The following is an 18,904-nucleotide window of genomic DNA, read 5'->3' as shown; positions in this document are numbered from 1 at the left end:
ACCCTCCCTGGTGAGTGTTTAAGGCCAGTTCCAATTAGGCCGTCATGCGATATTACAGAGACATAAAAACAGATGTCTTTGCTATGTCGTAAATTTTATATTCAGTTTTTTGATGTAAGAAATGAATGTCGTTACTTCATGCTATTACAATTGGTTATATCTAAAAAAATCCTACGTAAATATTAATGCCATGATATGATTTCAAGTTATTTGTTAATGTAATAATTGTTATTTCTTGTTGAGTAGATTAATCGCTAATATTAAAGTTGATTGATGAGGTAGGAGTAATCATCTTATATTGAAGAAATGCTGACTATGGAATGTCTTGGTTTCTCTTTTAGAGTAAGCGCGATAGCTATATTGCAAAGTTGACTGAATTTTTGCGATTGCATTGCGTTATACCTGAAAACTAACTCCATGAGTGAGCTTAATATTATGAAAAAGTCAGTAATTTCTCTCGCATTATGTGTTGCGACTGTATTAACACCCGTATCATCTTCTTTTGCTAGCAGTGATACCAGTGTACATATTGCTTCCATTGCTGAGCAAAGGTTTGAACGTAGAGCGCTGGAAGCAGGTATTTGGTTCATTCCACAAGTTCTTTATGAAACGATTGCGTCTGAAACAATTGCTAAATTTGGCGGTGACCGCAATAGCACAGTGTACTTTTTTGAACGACCTGTGACTTGGCATGCTCAGATGATGACTGGAAACAATAATACGCCGTATGTTCACACCTATCATAGTATTGAAGATGGTCCAGTGGTCATCGAGATACCTGCGGCGACAGAAGAGAATGCCTTCTTTGGTACATTGCTGGACTCTTGGCATAAGCCTTTAATTGACGTTGGCCCTGATGGTGCTGACCAAGGTAAAGGTGGTAAGTATCTTATAGTGCCTAAAGGTTACAAGGGCGACACAGATGGCTACATTGTCGTGGAACAAGATACTTTCCAAGGTTATACGACGATACGTTCGATGACGAAAACTACTTCCGAAGAGGACATGAAGGGTCATGTCGATTACGTTACAAAAGGCGTAAGAATGTATCCATTGGGTTCAAGCAATATCCATACAACATTTAAAGCCATGGATAATGTTGTGATTGATACACATCTCCAGTGGCAAGATCACTTTTCAACTTCGTTTTGGGAACGAGCGCATCAAGCTTTGCAAAATGAAGTTATTAAGAGTGATGAGAAAGCAATGTACGGTATGCTGCGTTATCTAGGTTTGGAAAAAGGGGAAGCATTCGCACCTAGCCAACACCAGCAAGTGATGTTGAATGAAGCATCAGTGAAACTTCATGCAGAAATGAAAGATAGCTTCACACATTATGCCCCTAAGTTGTGGGGTGAACAATCGCAGTGGACGATTCCTGTCAACCCAGAAATGATGCTAACCAACGCAACCTACACTGCTGATTACTGGCACGATTATGCTGGGCGTGGAACCACATTTTCTTACTACATAGCACCACCTAAATCTTTGGCGGAATCACGCTCGACGACATACATCAAAGGTATTCTCGATGCAGACGGAAATCCAATGTTTGGCGACTATGATTATACCATTCACGTCCCTGCTAATGTGCCAGCGGAGCGTTTTTGGTCATTTCTAACTTACTCTATGGAAACGGGTAGTTTTATCTATGAGGCTGACCGTTTAGGTTGGGCATCCAATGAGCCAGAGATGGCATTTAACCAAGATGGAAGCACTGACATTTACTGGTCTTCAGACTGTGAAAGTAGAGGTTACACCAATTGTATGCCAATTACTAAAGGCGAACAGTTCTTTACTTTATTTAGGCTTTACGGTCCCCAAGCTGATTTTTTTAATGGCAACTTTGTGTTAGATGATATTCAACGTATTGATACCAAATAGTCAAAATCTAGTAACGAATTAAAATGACTGGCCATCACTTTTCATGAAGGATGGCTTTTTCGTTTTTATAGTAGTTGCAACCGTCTTTGTAAAATGGGGCAGGCCTTGTCTTTTGCCCTACGTATTCTCATCTATATGCCCGGTATTCACAAGAAATCATAACTCAGAATTGTCCAGAACCGTCACAGCTGGCACTTCGTAACTCAGAAGTGCCCCTTTTCGTGTTTCACACCATCCTCAAAAAATCACTGTCATCCCCTTGAAAAAGGGGATCTCATTCAGCGCGTCGTGAAGCTGACTTACGTGACTTAGTCGAAGATTTTCAGTTACCTACATGCGGTAGGAGATCCTCACTTTCGTGAGGATGACGGCTATATGGGTATGTTAGAAATGAAGGGATGTAGAGCATTTCTGCCCCATTTGGTGCTTCAAGCCATACCAAAAATCACCGTCATCCCCTTGAAAAAGGGGATCTCATTTAGCGCGTCGTGAAGCTGATTTACGTGACTTAATCGAATATTTTCAGTTGCCTACACGTGGTGGGAGATCCTCACTTTCGTGAGGATGACGGCTACGTGGGGCATGTTAAAAACGAGCGGACGTAGACTATTTCTGTCGAGTAGACGACACTTGTTACCAAGTGCCGTCCCTCTAAGAACCGTACGTGCAACTTTCACTGCATACGGCTCAAGCCTCCGCTAAGGCATCGTTTGATACCCAGCAACTCATAAAGCAGTTGGAACAGGTTCAACCCAAGAGTTTCGTGCTTGTCTCTTTGATTTCCGCTTAGCCAAGTATTCTTGGTAATCGGGGTCATAAGGAGTCGCGGCGCTTCGGATTTTCACATGTCGCTCTATTGGCACTTTTGCGATTTGGAACAAGTTGAAGTGACAGTCCATGTTCATAATTTTCTGCCAACCATGAAATTGCCATTGGCCTTTTCGGTTGAGGAAATATTTGTGAACAACCCAGTCTTTAGACTTGGTTGGATGACGTCTAACTGCCCAGTGCCATAGCGCTGGAATAGTTTGTGGCCTACATACCCAAATACTTGTTTAGCAACGCAATGGCGATAGTAATTCGCCCATCCTCTAAGTTTTGGATTTATCATCCTGATAAGATCATTAACGGGGATAGTGGCGTACCCTCATCGGTGTCGTAGAATAGGCCTTTATCCACAAAACCAGACTTTAGCCATTGCTTTAACATTCGTTTATCTACAGTGATATTGTCCGTAAGCCATTGATGCCCGATTTTATCGAAGCAAGCTTTGATATCACCCTCAAGAACCCATTTTGCTGATTTCTTCAGAGCCAAGCATTTAAAGCATTGACTGATGGCGTCAGCGGTGCTTCGGTTTGGTCTGAATCCATAGCTGTTGAGGTCGGCAAGTGTTTCAGAAACAGGCTCTAGTGCAAGCAGGTGGAGCGCTTGTTGCGCTCTGTCTATCATGCACGGAATACCTAGAGGTCTGAGTTTTCCATTCTTTTTGGGGATGTAGATACGTTTGAGTGGTTGTGCTTTGTAAGTCTTGCGACTCAGTTGATTGACTGCTTTCATACGGCGTGCATCTGTGTTCCAGATGACACCATCTATTCCAGGCGTTTTACTGCCTTTATTTTGAGAGACTCGCTTAACAGCTAGAAGTTTTGCTGAGCGAGAATGAGTCAAGATCCACTGTAAGGACTTTACCTTACCGTAATTCTTTTCTCTCGTTGCTTTTGCGATACGCATTTGAAGCTTTAGTACGTGTGCTTCAGCGGATTTCCAGTCAATGGACTGCCACTGAGTACCGTCAGAAGATGCACTAATCTCTTTTGAGATCATCATTTGCTTTTCTCCTTAAATAAAGTTCTTCAAATTCTCTCGCAATGGGAGACCAGTCGGAAGTGGGCTCACTTTCGTGATCAGGCATTAGCCTGTATCTGCATCATTACAATGCAGTTTTCGCTTTTTCTGACCTCCTATACCTGCATCACTATCGGTCGCAGAGACTTTCCCATAGGGAGTGATACAGGCTTACCGTGTTCCGTATGTCACGCAATATCAGGTTAGATGCCCGCTATGGTGCGGAGAGCTCAATGATCACGAAAGAGTATTGGACAACCTCTTTCCTACTCTCGTTGCCTTTTGGCTACAGCGTATTAACCACTTCCGCTGCTTCATCACATAACGCACCTTAAACGGATTCACATATGTTCATCATACTGACTACCTAGCACTTACCCAATTCGTGGTTATCAGGAGGATCTTCTTCTCACGATTTCGATCCCGAGCAATTGTTGAACTGCTCTTCGTTACATTGTCAGAGCCGCTACTTTATTCAGGCTCGTAGGTTCATCTGGTGATACAGATGGTTCACTCTTAAAGCGGTGAACAGCGCTTCATACGACTTCACGTCGCACGTCCAGAAGTGTGTTACGAAGGGCTGTCACGACAAAGGACAGTAATGACAAACTACGCTCAGAGACTGACTGTGTATCTTGGAAAGAGGAGTGCATGTTGAGTAGATTCTGCATCGAGTGCAGAATGACGCGAAAACTGGAGCCTAGAATACTAAGGTCCAATCAATTGTCATTGCTCAATCTCGAAGTGCCATGAAAGCACTCTGAGCTTGAAATAACGCCTCAATAGGTCTAGAGAGACTTTCTATTGAGGCGTTTAAGTTCATTTGTTAGTTCTAAACCGCAGAAAAGGACAAGGCCAACCTAGTTTCGTTTCTGCGCATATTAGAGACCACTACTTCCCAAAGTAAGCAACAATCACCTTGTCACCATCTAGCTCTCTAGAGAAAACATAGGCATTGTCGTTAGCAATCTCTGTATGCTTACCCGCACCAATAGCCGGATGACGGTCTCGGAACTGACCAACAGTTCGCCAATGATCGAGCAGTGCTTTCTTATCTTCAGTGAGTGTCCATACCATGTCGGAGCGAGTGCCTTGGTGGAAGTCATCGGCATATGGGCCAATATTTCGACCCACTTCATCACCGTAATACACCTGAATCGCGCCCGGGCTCAGTAGTAGAGCATTCGCTACGTTTTTCTGCATGGTGTAGTCTTTGAATCGGCTGAAGAACAGCTCGGTATCATGGGAGGACATGTAGCTTACTGGGTTAAAGTCTTCCGACTCTTGAATCGAGTTGGCGTAACTTTGGTAGGTGTCTGCCATTTGGCTGAAACATGCCGCGCCTTTATCGAGCTTTTTCTGCATATCAAAGTTGATGAGTGCATTGAAGCCGTCGTCAAAATAGGGGCTGCGATACGCACTGTGTCCCCAAACTTCACCCATCATCCAGAAAGGTTGTCCAGATTGATTGTTGTCTTTGCGCCACTGCTCTAGGCTTTGTGTCGCTTCTGTTTTTAGCCTCTTCCACACTTCTCCTTCTACGTGCTTCACCGTATCGACACGGTAACCATCAACACCAAAGCGTTTCACCCAATCCGTTTGCCATTCAATGAGATAATCGGCAACAGTGTAATTGTCACGTTTGGCAACGCGGGTTCCGGGATTATCCAGCAGCCACTGAGGAGGGGTTACCGCTTTAGTGGATTCGGTTTTAAAGTCAGGTAGGCCTGCAAGCGACAGAGTAATGTCACTCGAACCTGGTTTGTCGTAGCCTGGTAAACCGGTACGAACCCAATCTGCACCCCACCAGTGGCTCCATTGTTCGCTTTGGTAGTCGATGTTGCTGTGATAGCTGTGCCAGTTTTCTGATGCTTTGGGTTGCCACTTGGCAAACATTGCTGGTAACTGGTGCGCTGGCTTGAGTACGTTGAGGTCATCATATTGAATGTCGGCGAGCGTTGAATAGCCAGGGTGGTTAATGACTGCATCCAGCAACACTTTGATGCCGCGTTTATGTGCTTCGTCTACTAAGCGTTTTAAGTCATCATCGTTGCCGAAACTTTCATCGATTTTGGTGAAATCACGAGTCCAGTAGCCATGGTAGCCATAGAAAGGGAATGAACCGCTGTCGCCGCCGCCAACAAACCCATGCACTTGCTCGACGATCGGTGAAAGCCAAATCACATTCGTGCCAAGTGATTGGATGTAATCGAGTTTTTCGGTAATGCCATTAAGATCGCCACCGTGGAAAGTACCTATGTTGTCTTTACCATCTGATTGACGTCCATAGGGTTGTGGCTCGCTCGGATTGGAATTGTTGAATCTATCTACCATCACAAAGTAGATATTGGCATTGCGATAGTTAAGGTCATCAGACAGCTCAACGGTGTCGACAGGCTCTAGTAGCGTCAAACCACCAGACGCCGCGTTTGGCACTACCGTCACCTTGCCGTTTTTTACAGTGACAACATCACCAGTGAAGATATCTTTTAGCTTAGTACCATCGGCATAGGTATCACCGACAGCAATGGTCTGTGCCTCGTGTGGTAATGCGGCGCATTGAACATTGGGAATAGGACGCTTGAACTCTTTTTTTGCGACCTTCTTAGGCTGTCTTTTGAATACTAGAGACTTAGCTTCGTTATCATAGGCAAAAGAGTAATCTCCGGTAAAACGGATGTTGAGAGGCAGAACTGAGTCTTCGCCACACAACAGAGGAATCGGTGTATTGAACTTAATTTTGCTAGGCAGTTGATGATCGCAACTGCCATCAATACCAGACACTTTTAATTGGTATTTATCTTTGGTCAGTGGTATCACCAACGGCTCATCTGCGGTTATGGGATAGTCACGGCTGGTGGTTGAAGTTGAAACCGTGATATTAGGTGATGCTAGCAGCCCAGGCGAGGCTAGTAGCATGCAAGCAAGTAGGGTCTTATGTTTCATGCTCATTCCATTTTTGTAGTTTTCCGAGGCTAATATAAAACGCATCAATGTCAGTCACATCCTTCTCACCGCCTACGCCTTAGAATTTGCTCCTGCTCACAAAATGACCTTGGTGTGGGCGTAAACCGGGGGAGGAGGGGAGAAGCGGTATAACTTGCTAGTCTTGGGTATCACAGTTAATTCCATGAGATTCGAATGAAGCCACTGTTCTCCTTACTACTGCTTGCCTTTAGCCATAACGTCCTCGCTACTGAGCTCTGGCCGAGTCAATATGTTTCGGGTCTACAGCCTATAAAAACGCTTGCTGATGTAGAGAGTCTTACAGAGCTATATGACTGCGGAGAAGCAGAGCGTCAGACGTTTTGTGCTTTTGAGCAAAGCTATCGCGGCATTGAGCTTGATGTGGTTATTTCAGTCAATGAAGAGGGTGATGTCACTGAGGTTAACTACTCTTTTCCTTTTAGTGTCCATAACTTTACCTATGTTCAAACCGCTTTGCGCAAAGACAGCTATCACTTGGTTGAGGTCAAAATCGGTGAGGAAATGCTCACTGTCGAAGAATTGATCAATCAGGGCACGGCTCAAACTGCGGATAAGAAACTGGTTGAATTTTTGAACTTACATCCCACTTTTGTGTCCAAACAGTTTACCTGGATCAGGAAAAATGAGATTCAGAATACGTTAGCAACAAAGACGCTATTAATGACCAGTGACGCTGAGCGCATTCATTTGATTTGGAATCGTTAGCCGAGCAAGCGTGTTCAACACAGCAAGCTTATCGATGTTACTCAGAGAGTGTCACACAACGGTCTTACGGTTGTCATTTCACTGTTACATAAGAAACGTAACGTGAGATGCGTAAAGTTTAGAAGGAGTTAACCATGAAAAAGATGAGACGTGCACAACTGCATCGTTGTCGTATTCAGTACTGGAAAGAAACGAACCAGAAAGCGACGAGCAAAGATAAAGCATAATCAATACACCAAGACGTGAAGCCAGCATCCTTAATTATGCTGGTTTTTTCGTTTTTGGGCTTTTTGTTATAGACAGCATTCTAATCTCGCCCTACAATCGCCCCGTTTTGGGGAGTAGTCACCCGTTTATTTGTCGTCATCTCGTTAAGTTATTGCAGGCATAGCAATGAACTTATCCGGCAAATATAAGTGTTTTCATAACGCTTTGACGAGACCAACGCAATCAAAGGCTCAGCGCATTCGTGTGCTGGTGTGTTATTGGTTTGCGGAAGGTCGCCTTAAATAGTCCCGTCCTTCCGCCCGGAGGACTTATGAGCCCATCTATCTATCTTGGCTTCCTGCTGCTGACTCTTGCGTTAGTCGCATTAGATATCTATCAAACTCGCGGCGGTCAAATTACCATTCGTAAAGCGGCGATTTGGAGCGGTTTTTGGTTTGTACTGGCATTCGTGTTTGCTGCAACTATCTATCTATTTTGGCATGTGTACGCGCCAGACAGCGATTACAGCGCAGAAAAAGCAACGGTATCGTTCCTAACTGGCTATTTGCTTGAAAAATCGCTCAGCGTCGACAACCTGTTTGTGTTCGCGATTATCTTTCACCAGTACTCTGTACCTCAGCATTTGCGCCCGCGTGCTTTATTATGGGGTGTGATTGGTGCGTTGGTACTGCGTGCCATCATGATCAGTGTCGGTGCTCAGCTGCTTGCTCAGTTCCACTGGGTGATGTATCTGTTTGCGGCTTTCTTGATTTGGACGGGTATTCAATTGGCGCGTGATCATGGTGAGGATGAGATCAATCCACTTCCAGAGCGATTGATTCGCAAACTATTGCCGGTGACGGAATCGTATCATGGTAATAGCTTGTCAATTATTGAAAATGGCAAACGAGTATTCACCCCAATGCTGGTGGTGATTGGTGTGATTGCCTTTATGGATATTCTGTTCGCGTTGGACTCAATCCCGGCGATATTTGCTGTTACTCGTGAGCCGTTCCTAGTGTTGGCGGCAAACGTGTTTGCTCTGCTTGGCCTGCGTTCGCTCTATTTTGTTCTTGAGGGCATGATGAACCGATTCGTGTACCTCAAACCAGCGCTGTCTTTCATCATGATATTCATTGGTATCAAGATGGCATTGGTAGGATCGCCTTTGGAGATTCCAACTTGGTTCTCTTTGTGTGTGATTTTGTGCACCATGACAGCGGCATCAATAGCATCGCTGTACAAAGAAAAACAGCAGCTCAAGGTTGTGAATAAATAGAGCTAACAATAAATGCGTAAAACCTCCCATTTTTTGGGAGGTTTTTGTTTATCATTTTGCTAACAAATTGAACTTATAGAGCGTTGAATGGAATGTTTATTCACCAAACTGTTTGTTTTGGGTATAAAAATTCACCAAAAATAAATAGCTGCATATAGAGGTTGTTAAAGGTTTGTTTTATTAGAAAAACTAATCTGAATGTCCAAATTTTGTCATTTTTTAAACAGCGTTTTTTTGCCTAATATTGTCACCAACAACAACGAGTTACCAAGTTTTAAGAGAGGCAATCATGGCACAAGCAATGAACATCGAAACCATCGCTATCGCACCCTCTATGGATAAGAAAACCTACGCGGTTAACTTCAAAGGATTGATTGCACACCTACTAGATATTTTGTTTGGCAAAGGTGAAGTTGAAGCAACTTACTACGCGAACGAGTTATCTGGCCACATGCAGCGTGATATCGGTCTTAACCGATAAAGCAAGCATGATAAAAAGCACCTTTGACAGGTGCTTTTTTTGTATCTGGCGTAAGCAAAACTAAGCGCTGAGGCCACCACGTTGCTGCAGTTGTTTGACCAATGCGACTCGCTCACGTTCTAGCAGACTTGGAGCTGCTAGCGTTGTGTGGATAGCCAGGCCATTCTGAGTCGTTGTTGTCACTTTTTTATCAGCGACAGGAGCTGAAACAAAAATAGGCGTGGAAACAAAATGTGGACGCTTCATGGTGTCTTATCTCATCTTCTTTACGTTAACTTAGCGTCATTATTTCAGCCCTAACAATCAATCACATCCCCCTTAGATTGGGATATCAGGGCGTAGTGCATTGGGCGTATCAATCTGTTTATGGCTTACTGTTTATGGCGTAGCGATTGGGCTTATGTCGACCTTACAAAAAACTCGCCAAATCAGATAAAACTGATTCATCGCAACATGTCACTGTTTTCTATCCGTATCATGAGATGACTTGGGTTCACAACCACTATAAAGGTGAAAATATGACAAGTCTTATTGACAGGTTTCTCAAATATGTCACGTTCGACACGCAATCTAACCCGTCACAGGCAACATGCCCTAGCACCCCAGGCCAAACTGAGTTTGCTCGATTTCTTCAACAAGAACTTATTGAATTAGGTCTATCCGATGTCACGCTAGATGCTAACGGCTATATCATGGCGACCTTACCATCAAATGTAGAAGCTGATGTTCCAGCAATTGGCTTTATTGCTCATATGGATACTGCGCCGGATGCTTCAGGTAAAGATGTGACACCTCAGTTGGTAGAGAACTATCAAGGCGGTGATATCGCGCTTGGAAAGGGTGATGTGGTGCTATCTCCAATTCAGTATCCTGATCTGCATGCTCTTCATGGTCACGATATCATTACGACCGATGGCACGACATTGCTCGGAGCGGATAATAAAGCCGGTATTGCCGAGATCATCTCTGCGGTCGAGTATTTGATGGCAAATCCAGAGATCCCTCATGGTGACATTAAAATAGGTTTTACCCCTGATGAAGAGATTGGTCGTGGCGCCGATTTATTCGATGTCGAGAAGTTTGCGGCGAAATGGGCTTACACCGTCGATGGCGGTCCGGTAGGTGAACTTGAATATGAGAACTTCAATGCAGCGGCCGCGCTTGTTGAGTTCAAAGGTGTCTCAGTCCACCCAGGGACGGCAAAAGGTAAAATGGTTAATGCCATGACCGCAGCAGCGCGATTCCATGCTGATATGCCAGTCGAAGAGACGCCAGAATGCACTTCAGGCTATGAAGGCTTCTATCATCTACATAATGCGCAGATGTCTTTGACGGAATCATCGCTGCACTACATTTTGCGCGATTTTGACAAAGATGAGTTAGCACGTAAAAAAGCCTACCTAGAAGATAAGGTGGCAACGTTTAATGCGCAGGGTAGTAAGGTGAGTTTAACCATCACGGATAACTATTCGAACATGCGCGAAATGGTAGAGCCGCATCCACACATCATTGAGATTGCTAAGCAGGCAATGGAAAGCTGTCAGGTGAAACCAAACATCAAGCCTATCCGAGGCGGCACCGATGGCGCTCGGTTATCGTTCATGGGATTACCTTGTCCAAACTTGTTTACCGGTGGTTACAATTTCCACGGGATTCATGAGTTTATTACTGTTCAAGGCATGGAGTTAGCAGTAAAAGTGATCGTGCAAATTGCGAAAGACACCGCGATTCGTTATCGTTAATACTCATTCTTAATGCAGTAGTAGGCGACCATGGAAGACGTTCAAAAAATCATCGCGTTTTTAATTGAAAACAAACTGTTATTGAGCGTTCTGGTCATCACTCTGATTTTGATAATACGCCGCATCACACTCTCGGGAATTCGAGGGGATGTGGCGTTTTTGTCTGAAGATCAGCGTAAATGGATGTCTCGGACTAAAAACGGCTCGTTCGCGATCATCGTTGTTACTCTGTTTCTGGTTTGGAAGTCGGAAATCAGTGAGTTTGCGCTATCGGTGACCGCGATAGCTGTTGCTATTGTTGTGGCCTCTAAAGAGATCATTCTCTGTTTTACCGGTTCAATCCAACGAGCGAGCTCGCGCTCGTTTCGTATCGGTGATTGGATTGAAGTAGGAAAGACCAGTGGCGAAGTGATTGAGCATAATTTGATGGCCACTGTGATCCAAGAAATCGACCTTTATCATGGTCAATATCATTTCACAGGAAAAACCATCACACTGCCTAACAGCATGTTTTTCACCTATCCTGTTAAGAACCTCAACTTTATGAAACGCTACGTTTACCATAGCTTTTCCATTGTAGTTCCTGGCTTTAAAAACCTATTCCCATTGCTCCCTGAGTTAAGCGTTAGAATCGAGAAGCACAGCGAAAACTTTATCGATGTTGCGAGACGCTATAACGGTGTTATTGAAAAACATGCAGGGGTCGATTTACCTGGCTCAGAGCCCCATATTCATATTGCAAGTGGTGCGACGGGTGAGCAAATAGTGCATGTGATGATTTTCTGCCCAACGGAACTTGCGACCCATTTAGAGCAGGAAATTCGCGCTGACTTTATGCTGTTGCACGATTTATCGTTTCCAGAAGAAAATTCAAAAGATTGATGTAAATCAAGCCGTTATATTTTGAAACACTTTCACCCAAACTATTAATAATTCTCGGACATTCAGCTGACTTGTGATTTGCTAGTCTGCCATGGCTTGTTCCAATCAGAAGAGAATAGGGTGTTTCAATGCCTAAAAAACTACTCGTTGCCAGCGTTATCTCTGCACTATTTTTAGCAGGATGCGGTGAAGCAACAAAATCCAACCAAAATGCACCAGCGCCTCTTGTGCAAACTACTGCTGTAGAGGTCGTCCCACATCAACAAAGTAAGTCTTACATTGGACGCATGGATGCGGTTGAAGATACGGCCATTACTGCCCAAGTAACCGGCTATTTGATGGAACGTCATTTCCAAGAAGGACAGATTGTCGAAAAGGGCCAAAAGTTATTCACGATTGAGCCATCGTCATTTGAAGCTCAGGTCGCGAGTGCAAAAGCTAAGGTATCAGAAGCTGAAGCTGCTCTGAAAAAGGCCAATCTTGATTTTGAACGCGGTAAAAACCTCGTCAAATCGAACAATATTTCTCAAGCAGAGTTTGACGCATTGACCGCCACTCTGATGAGTGCACGCGCTCAATTAGAAGCAGGAAAAGCTCAATTAAAGGTGTCAGAGGTTAACCTGTCTTATACCACCATCCGAGCTCCATTCAGTGGCCGCATTTCAGACAGCAAGGTCAGCCAAGGTGACCTTCTTTCTCCATCATCGGGTGTATTGACCACGCTGGTTAGCATGGATCCTATCTATGCGTCGTTTAGTATCAGTGAACGTGAGCGTTTGGCTCTAGGCATGGATACCATAGAAGGTGATGGCTCTGATGAATCGAATGGTGTGGCAGTAAACATCATTCTAGAAGACGGCCGTGTATATGAAGAGCAAGGTAAAATTGATTTTCTAGGTAATCGTATCAACCTCAACACGGGTACGCTTGCGATGCGTGCCGTGGTGGAGAACCCGCAGCAGCGTCTGCTTCCTGGTCAGCACGTACGTGTTGAGCTGATGGAAAAGCAACCGGTTGACGTGGTCACAGTACCACGCCGTGCGGTACAAACTGACCTCGAAGGCGACTTCGTAATGGTGGTTACTGAAGGTAATGTGGCGGAGCGTCGTAACGTCGCACTGGGTACACAGATTGAAACTGGCGTCATCATCCAATCAGGATTGAAACCGACCGATGTCGTCATCACTCAAGGCTTGCAGCGTGTAAGGAATGGCGTGCCTGTGCGAATCGATTCGTCGAAGCCAGCAGTATAGGGTAGCCATTAGATGTTAAGTCGTTTCTTTATTCAAAGACCAAAGTTCGCTTTGGTCATCTCTATCATACTCACGCTAGCGGGTGCTATTTCTTTAATGGTATTGCCCGTTGCTGAGTATCCAAAAATCAGTCCGCCCTCGGTGAGTGTGACCGCGTTTTATACCGGTGCAAGTGCAGAAGTTGTGGAAGAAGCCGTTGCCGACCCAATAGAAACTTCGGTCAATGGGGTTGAGAACATGATTTATATGTCCTCAAAAAGTGCAAACGATGGCTCGTACAACTTGAACGTGACGTTTGATATTGGCACTGATCCCGACATGGCGCAGGTTAACGTACAAAACCGTGTATCACAGATTGAGTCTAAACTGCCTCAAGAAGTGCGTATGGTTGGCGTGACAGTGAAAAAGCGTTCACCAGACTTGCTGATGGTCCTTAACTTCTACTCCCCAGATGGGCGTTATGACGACAAGTTCTTGATTAACTACATCAACTTGAATGTCAAAGATCAGCTGGCTCGTGTTAAAGGCATCAGTGAAGTTAACGTAATTGGTGGCGGTGAGTACGCAATGCGTGTTTGGCTAGACCCAGATAAGCTTGCCAACCTCAAAATGACCACGTCCGATGTTTACTCCGCACTCGCAGAGCAAAACGTTCAGGTTGCTGCTGGTCGAGTAGGTGCAGCGCCGTATGCTGATCCGCAAGAAGTGCAATTTAACCTAGTGACCAAAGGTCGTCTTGAATCGGTGAGTGAGTTTGAGAATGTCGTACTGCGCGCTAATTCTGACGGCTCAACCGTGTATCTTAAAGATGTCGCACGTGTCGAATTGGGTAAGAAGTTTTACGATGGTAGCGGTCAGTTCCGTGGTGAAGATGCATCGATTGTCGCTCTAAACCTACAATCTGACGCAAATGCGCTAGAAAGTGGTAAAGCGGTCATGGACCTGCTGGAGCGCCTAAGTGTGAACTTCCCTGAGGGCATGGCGTACGAGTCGAGCTACGACACCACGGTATTCGTTGCTGAGTCGATCAAAGGGGTAGTAAAAACGCTGGTTGAAGCCATTCTGTTGGTAATCGCGGTGACCTACCTGTTCTTAGGTAGTGCGCGTGCGACGCTTATTCCAGTGGTTGCGATTCCAGTTTCCTTGATCGGTACTTTTGCGGTTATGAATATGACCGGCTTCACCATCAATACGGTGACGCTGTTTGGTATCATCTTGGCTATCGGTATCGTGGTAGACGATGCGATTCTGGTTATCGAAAACGTCGATACCATTATGAAGCGCAATCCTCAGCTTTCACCACGTAAAGCCACCTTGATGGCGATGAAAGAGGTAACAGGCCCGATTATTACCTCAACCTTGGTACTGCTAGCGGTATTCATTCCGGTTACTTTGTTGCCGGGCATTACCGGCATCATGTATCGTCAGTTCGCCCTGACCATCTGTATCTCGGTGATCATCTCATCAATTAACGCATTAACACTATCACCAGCACTGTGTTCATTGGTGCTTAAACAAGGTGGTGGTAATACCGCCCGTTGGTTCCAAACCTTCAACGGTCTACTTGAGCGTATTACACTGCGCTATGGTCAAGTTGCTGGTTTCCTAGTGAAAAAAGCACTATTGCTACTTGCTTTCTTCGTCGTGGCCGTGGGTACGGTAACCTTCCTTGCTAAAAACACGTCGACCGCGTTCGTGCCGCAAGAAGACAAAGGTATTTTGCTGGTTAACGTTCAGTTGCCGGATTCGGCATCACTGTCGCGTACCACTGAAACCACGGATAAGTTGGTGAACTTGGTCGAGCAGGAGCCGGGAATTGACGGTATTACTGTCGCTAACGGTTATGCGTTTATGACAGGTGCTGCAGCGTCCAACGGTGCGTCTTTGTTCATAAAGCTTAAAGATTGGGACTCGCGCAACGGGTTTGAAGGCGATCATTCAGCTAATGCGATTGCGGCGCGAATAAACGGGATGGCAGCACAGCAAATTCCGGGCGCAGTCGTATTCGCAATGGGTCCCCCTGCGGTTCCGGGTATGGGTGCGGCTTCGGGTTTTGAGTTTGTGTTGGAAGATACCCTTGGCCGCAGTCGAACTGACTTGGCTTTGGTTATGCAAGATGTGATTCAAACAGCGAATCAGCAGCCAGAAATTGCTTATACCTTCAGTACATTCCGAGCGAACGTTCCTCACTACTATGTCGATATCGACCGTGAGAAAGCACAGCAACTTGGCATTCCACTGTCATCAATTTTCCAAACGCTACAGGGTAACTTAGGCTCCTTGTATGTGAATGATTTCACCATGTTTGGTAAGAACTTCCGTGTGACGGTTCAGGCTGACGCGCCTTATCGAAGCGGTATGGACGACTTGCGACTGTTCCACGTTCGCTCCGCACAAGGGGAGATGATTCCTCTGAGCACGTTGGTTTCTTACGAACAAGTGTTTGAACCTGATGTTGCATGGCGCTACAACATGTATCGTAGTGCGGTCATTCAAGGCCAACCTGCACCAGGGTACTCAAGTGGTGATGCCATTGCCGCGATGGAACGTGTTGCAGCAGAAGTGTTGCCAATGGGCTATCAGCATGAATGGACCGGTATGGCTTACCAAGAGATCTTGGCTGGCAACCAGGCCATTTATGCCTTTGCTTTGGCACTGATCTTCATCTACTTGTTCATGGTGGCTCAATATGAGAGTTGGACGATTCCACTTGCCATCATATTGGTGGTTCCGGTGGCGACCTTAGGCTCGTTCATTGCGCTTAACTTAACGGGGACGCCGTTGAACCTATATGCTCAGATAGGCCTCGTTCTGCTCATAGCATTGGCGGCGAAGAACGCGATTCTGATCGTCGAATTCGCCAAGATTGAACGCGAAGAGAAGGACGTCGACATTGATGATGCTGCAGTGCGTGGCGGTATGTTGCGCTTCCGTGCGGTTAACATGACGTCATGGTCATTTATTTTGGGTATTGTGCCGCTAATCTTCGCTTCAGGCGCAGGTCACGTGAGCCAAAACTCACTCGGCATTTCATTGGTGGGTGGTCTATTGTGCGTGCTGTTGGCGGGTACATTCCTGATCCCTGGCTTTTATGCTCTGATCCAGCATCGTCGTGAGAAAATTCGCGGTGGTAACACCAAATTAGTGCCGCTGGAAGACGACGACTAAGTGATGTTTTGATATGACTGAGCCCCTCCTAGTGAGCAATGTAGATCAGATAAGGATCGGTTGACCGATCCTTCTGATGAGAGACAATCGGAAACCTGTTTATAGGTTTCCGATTTTTTTATGTCTATTCAAAACTTCTTTGCCGACTTCCTCGAAGAAAACCCTGTCGATGTAGCTCAGCTCACCACATTCTCTGAACATATTCCTGATGAGTGGGTCGCTAAAGCAGCCTCTCTGTCTGATAAAGCGACAATCCGTCGACGCCGACTACCGAGTGATATGGTTTTGTGGTTAATTGTTGGTATGGCTTTTTTCCGTAATGAACCCATTGCCGAAGTCGCACGGAGAATGAACGTCTGTGCTGATGGCCTTGCTGATGAAGAACTGTTGGCAAAGAGCGCTTTAACCCAAGCAAGACAGCGCTTAGGTAAAGCAGCACCAGAATGGCTGTTTAAGCAATGCGGAAAAACATGGGGGCTTGAGCGATACCCTGATGATACTTGGCAAGGCCTACAGGTTTTTGCTGTAGATGGTGCTCTTTTTAGAACAGCTGACACACCCGAATTAAGAGAACATTTTGGCTCTGGTAATACGTCTAGCAACAGGCAAACACCTCATCCAGTATTGAGGGTTGTGACAATGATGAATGTTCGCTCTCATGTCATCGTTGATGCAGCGATAAGCCCGTATCGCCGAGGTGAAATCCCTCTAGCGATGCCCTTCATCAACGCTTTACCAGACAACTCTGTGACATTACTGGATAAAGGGTTTTATGGAGCAGATTTACTACTTTCTCTTCACAACAGTGGAATAAATAGACATTGGCTTCTCCCTGCAAAGAAAGGAGTCAAATATACCCTACTGGACGATAAAGAAAGCAGTGACATGCTAGTAGAGATGAAGACCTCTCCACAGGCTCGTAAGAAGAACCCTAATCTTCCTGAGAAATGGACAGTCAGGGCGGTCACTTACGAGGTCCAAGGTAAATCCAAGACGGTGTTTACCTCTCTTCCTAGAGACAAGTATGACGCTCAATCCGTGGCAGAGCTTTATCATGAAAGGTGGGAGATAGAATTAGGTTATCGTGATATCAAGAGTTCGATGCAACATAACGCTTTAGTGTTGAGAAGCAAAACAGTCGATCTCGTCTATCAAGAGCTATGGGGACTGCTACTTGGTTATAACTTGGTGAGACGAGAAGCTAGTCAAGCCGCAGTTGAACACGGGCGCTTACCTAATGAAATAAGTTTTAAGTATGCTTGCCAATTTATAGCCAGCCAGCTCAAAGTGATGAGTAAAGCGGTATCCTTAGGTAACACGCCGAAACGCTTAAAGAGCCTTCGAGGCGACCTATCCATCCTCTTTATAGACAAACGCCCTAAGCCAAACCGGCCTAGGGCGGTAAAAATATCAAAAACCCGATACCCTGTTAATCGCAACGCTGCTCCTCTTAAATGAACTACGTTGCCCTCCTAGTGAGGGGCTTTTGTTATGTCGAGAAATGTCATCGTGCTCTGACAAATCTATACATTTGGCCTTTAAACTATCTGGAGAAGTTTTTGATATTGCCATACGGTTTAGGGTTCATAAGTTTGGCAGATAACTATTTGTTTAATATAACCAAATACCAATTTGTTAGCGGTTTGTAATAAATGTCTCATTAGGAATACAGCTACAAAAACACAATAATTCGCATTTGTAGTATTCTGTAAAATTATGTATCTTTGCGGCCGATTCGATAGATGTAGTGGATTGGACCATGGTAAATCAAAAACTGTTAATCGTAGAAGACGATGCAAAACTGAACGTGATGCTAGGCGATTACTTTAAGACCCAAGGCTTTGATGTAAAAACAGTTTATGATGGAAGTGAGTCAGTAGACTTGATTGAATCCTTCCAGCCGGACGTGACGATCCTCGATCTTATGCTTCCTGGCCAAGATGGCCTGTCCATTTGTCGCGATGTTCGTGACAGCTATAACGGCAAAATTCTGATGCTTACTGCCAGCGATGACGACTTTGATCATGTCGCAGCATTAGAAACCGGCGCCGATGATTTTGTCTCTAAACCTATCAAACCACGCGTTTTGCTTGCTCGAGTACGCAACCTGCTTCGACGTCCATCCGAAGATGCCATAGCAGTGGAATCAAATAGCATCCAAGTGGGACGCCTGAAAGTGTGTCAAAACAGCCGAAGCTGCCGACTAGGGGAGTGTGAAGTCTCTCTCACTGACAGTGAATTCGATTTGCTTTGGCTACTTGCTAAGTCAGCCGGAGAAGTTCTATCTCGCGACTATCTAACCAGACAGCTGCGCGGTATCGACTACGATGGCATCGATCGCACCATAGATAACCGTATTGTCACGTTACGTAAAAAGCTTTTTGATGATGCGACCAACCCAAAAGGTATCATCACTGTGCGTGGCAAAGGTTACTTGTTCGTCACTGATGGCTGGAAAGCATAGGGC

General features: G+C 45.3%; 12 protein-coding genes and 1 pseudogene. 10 read left to right on the top strand and 3 right to left on the bottom strand.

All coding sequences use genetic code 11. The features are described 5' to 3' along the window. Positions 1 to 435: 435 nt before the first annotated feature. Positions 436 to 1,884 carry a DUF1254 domain-containing protein gene (locus AAA946_RS20055; protein ID WP_338166526.1) on the top strand — a complete coding sequence of 483 codons (1,449 nt, stop codon included), beginning with the start codon at positions 436 to 438 and terminating at the stop codon, positions 1,882 to 1,884. Between the two features lie 725 nt (positions 1,885 to 2,609). Here AAA946_RS20055 and AAA946_RS20050 read toward each other — a convergent pair. Together AAA946_RS20050 and AAA946_RS20045 are read right to left on the bottom strand one after the other, a co-directional pair. Beyond that, positions 2,610 to 3,714 (bottom strand): annotated as a pseudogene (locus AAA946_RS20050) (reverse transcriptase N-terminal domain-containing protein). Between the two features lie 909 nt (positions 3,715 to 4,623). Continuing rightward, positions 4,624 to 6,678, bottom strand: a complete 2,055-nt coding sequence (locus AAA946_RS20045) for an alpha-amylase (protein WP_338166525.1) — start codon at positions 6,676 to 6,678, stop codon at positions 4,624 to 4,626. Positions 6,679 to 6,873: 195 nt separating this feature from the next. Between AAA946_RS20045 and AAA946_RS20040 the strand changes: the two genes are divergently transcribed. The 3 genes from AAA946_RS20040 to AAA946_RS20030 all read left to right on the top strand — a co-directional run bounded on the left by AAA946_RS20040 (position 6,874) and on the right by AAA946_RS20030 (position 9,392). Then, positions 6,874 to 7,425, top strand: coding sequence for a hypothetical protein (locus AAA946_RS20040; protein WP_338166524.1), 552 nt, complete (start codon positions 6,874 to 6,876; stop codon positions 7,423 to 7,425). A 538-nt stretch (positions 7,426 to 7,963) separates the two neighbouring features. Next, on the top strand, positions 7,964 to 8,911 hold the full coding sequence (locus AAA946_RS20035; RefSeq protein WP_338166523.1) for a TerC/Alx family metal homeostasis membrane protein: 948 nt from the start codon (positions 7,964 to 7,966) through the stop codon (positions 8,909 to 8,911). 289 nt (positions 8,912 to 9,200) lie between these two features. After that, positions 9,201 to 9,392 (top strand): hypothetical protein, encoded by a 192-nt coding sequence (locus tag AAA946_RS20030; RefSeq protein ID WP_338166522.1) that lies wholly within the window; start codon positions 9,201 to 9,203, stop codon positions 9,390 to 9,392. Positions 9,393 to 9,452: 60 nt separating this feature from the next. Here AAA946_RS20030 and AAA946_RS20025 read toward each other — a convergent pair whose 3' ends face one another. Further along, entirely contained in the window at positions 9,453 to 9,638 is a 186-nt protein-coding gene (locus AAA946_RS20025; RefSeq protein ID WP_338166521.1) for a hypothetical protein, read from the bottom strand. Positions 9,639 to 9,910: 272 nt separating this feature from the next. Between AAA946_RS20025 and pepT the strand changes: the two genes are divergently transcribed. The 6 genes from pepT to AAA946_RS19995 all read left to right on the top strand — a co-directional run bounded on the left by pepT (position 9,911) and on the right by AAA946_RS19995 (position 18,901). Beyond that, positions 9,911 to 11,134: a peptidase T gene (pepT, locus tag AAA946_RS20020; protein ID WP_338166520.1), complete on the top strand. Its 1,224-nt coding sequence runs from the start codon at positions 9,911 to 9,913 to the stop codon at positions 11,132 to 11,134. Positions 11,135 to 11,164: 30 nt separating this feature from the next. Further along, positions 11,165 to 12,016, top strand: coding sequence for a mechanosensitive ion channel family protein (locus tag AAA946_RS20015; RefSeq protein WP_338166519.1), 852 nt, complete (start codon positions 11,165 to 11,167; stop codon positions 12,014 to 12,016). A 128-nt stretch (positions 12,017 to 12,144) separates the two neighbouring features. Further along, entirely contained in the window at positions 12,145 to 13,269 is a 1,125-nt protein-coding gene (locus tag AAA946_RS20010; RefSeq protein ID WP_338166518.1) for an efflux RND transporter periplasmic adaptor subunit, read from the top strand. 12 nt (positions 13,270 to 13,281) lie between these two features. Continuing rightward, entirely contained in the window at positions 13,282 to 16,437 is a 3,156-nt protein-coding gene (locus tag AAA946_RS20005) for an efflux RND transporter permease subunit (RefSeq protein WP_338166517.1), read from the top strand. A gap of 120 nt (positions 16,438 to 16,557) precedes the next feature. After that, positions 16,558 to 17,895 (top strand): IS4 family transposase, encoded by a 1,338-nt coding sequence (locus AAA946_RS20000; protein ID WP_338163367.1) that lies wholly within the window; start codon positions 16,558 to 16,560, stop codon positions 17,893 to 17,895. Positions 17,896 to 18,196: 301 nt separating this feature from the next. After that, positions 18,197 to 18,901, top strand: a complete 705-nt coding sequence (locus tag AAA946_RS19995) for a response regulator (RefSeq protein ID WP_338166516.1) — start codon at positions 18,197 to 18,199, stop codon at positions 18,899 to 18,901. Positions 18,902 to 18,904: the final 3 nt, after the last annotated feature.

Origin of the sequence: Vibrio sp. 10N (assembly GCF_036245475.1) — a bacterium.
Classification (GTDB): domain Bacteria; phylum Pseudomonadota; class Gammaproteobacteria; order Enterobacterales; family Vibrionaceae; genus Vibrio.
The sequence above is the reverse complement of the archived record's forward strand: the minus strand, read 5'-3'. Positions and strand labels throughout refer to the sequence as shown.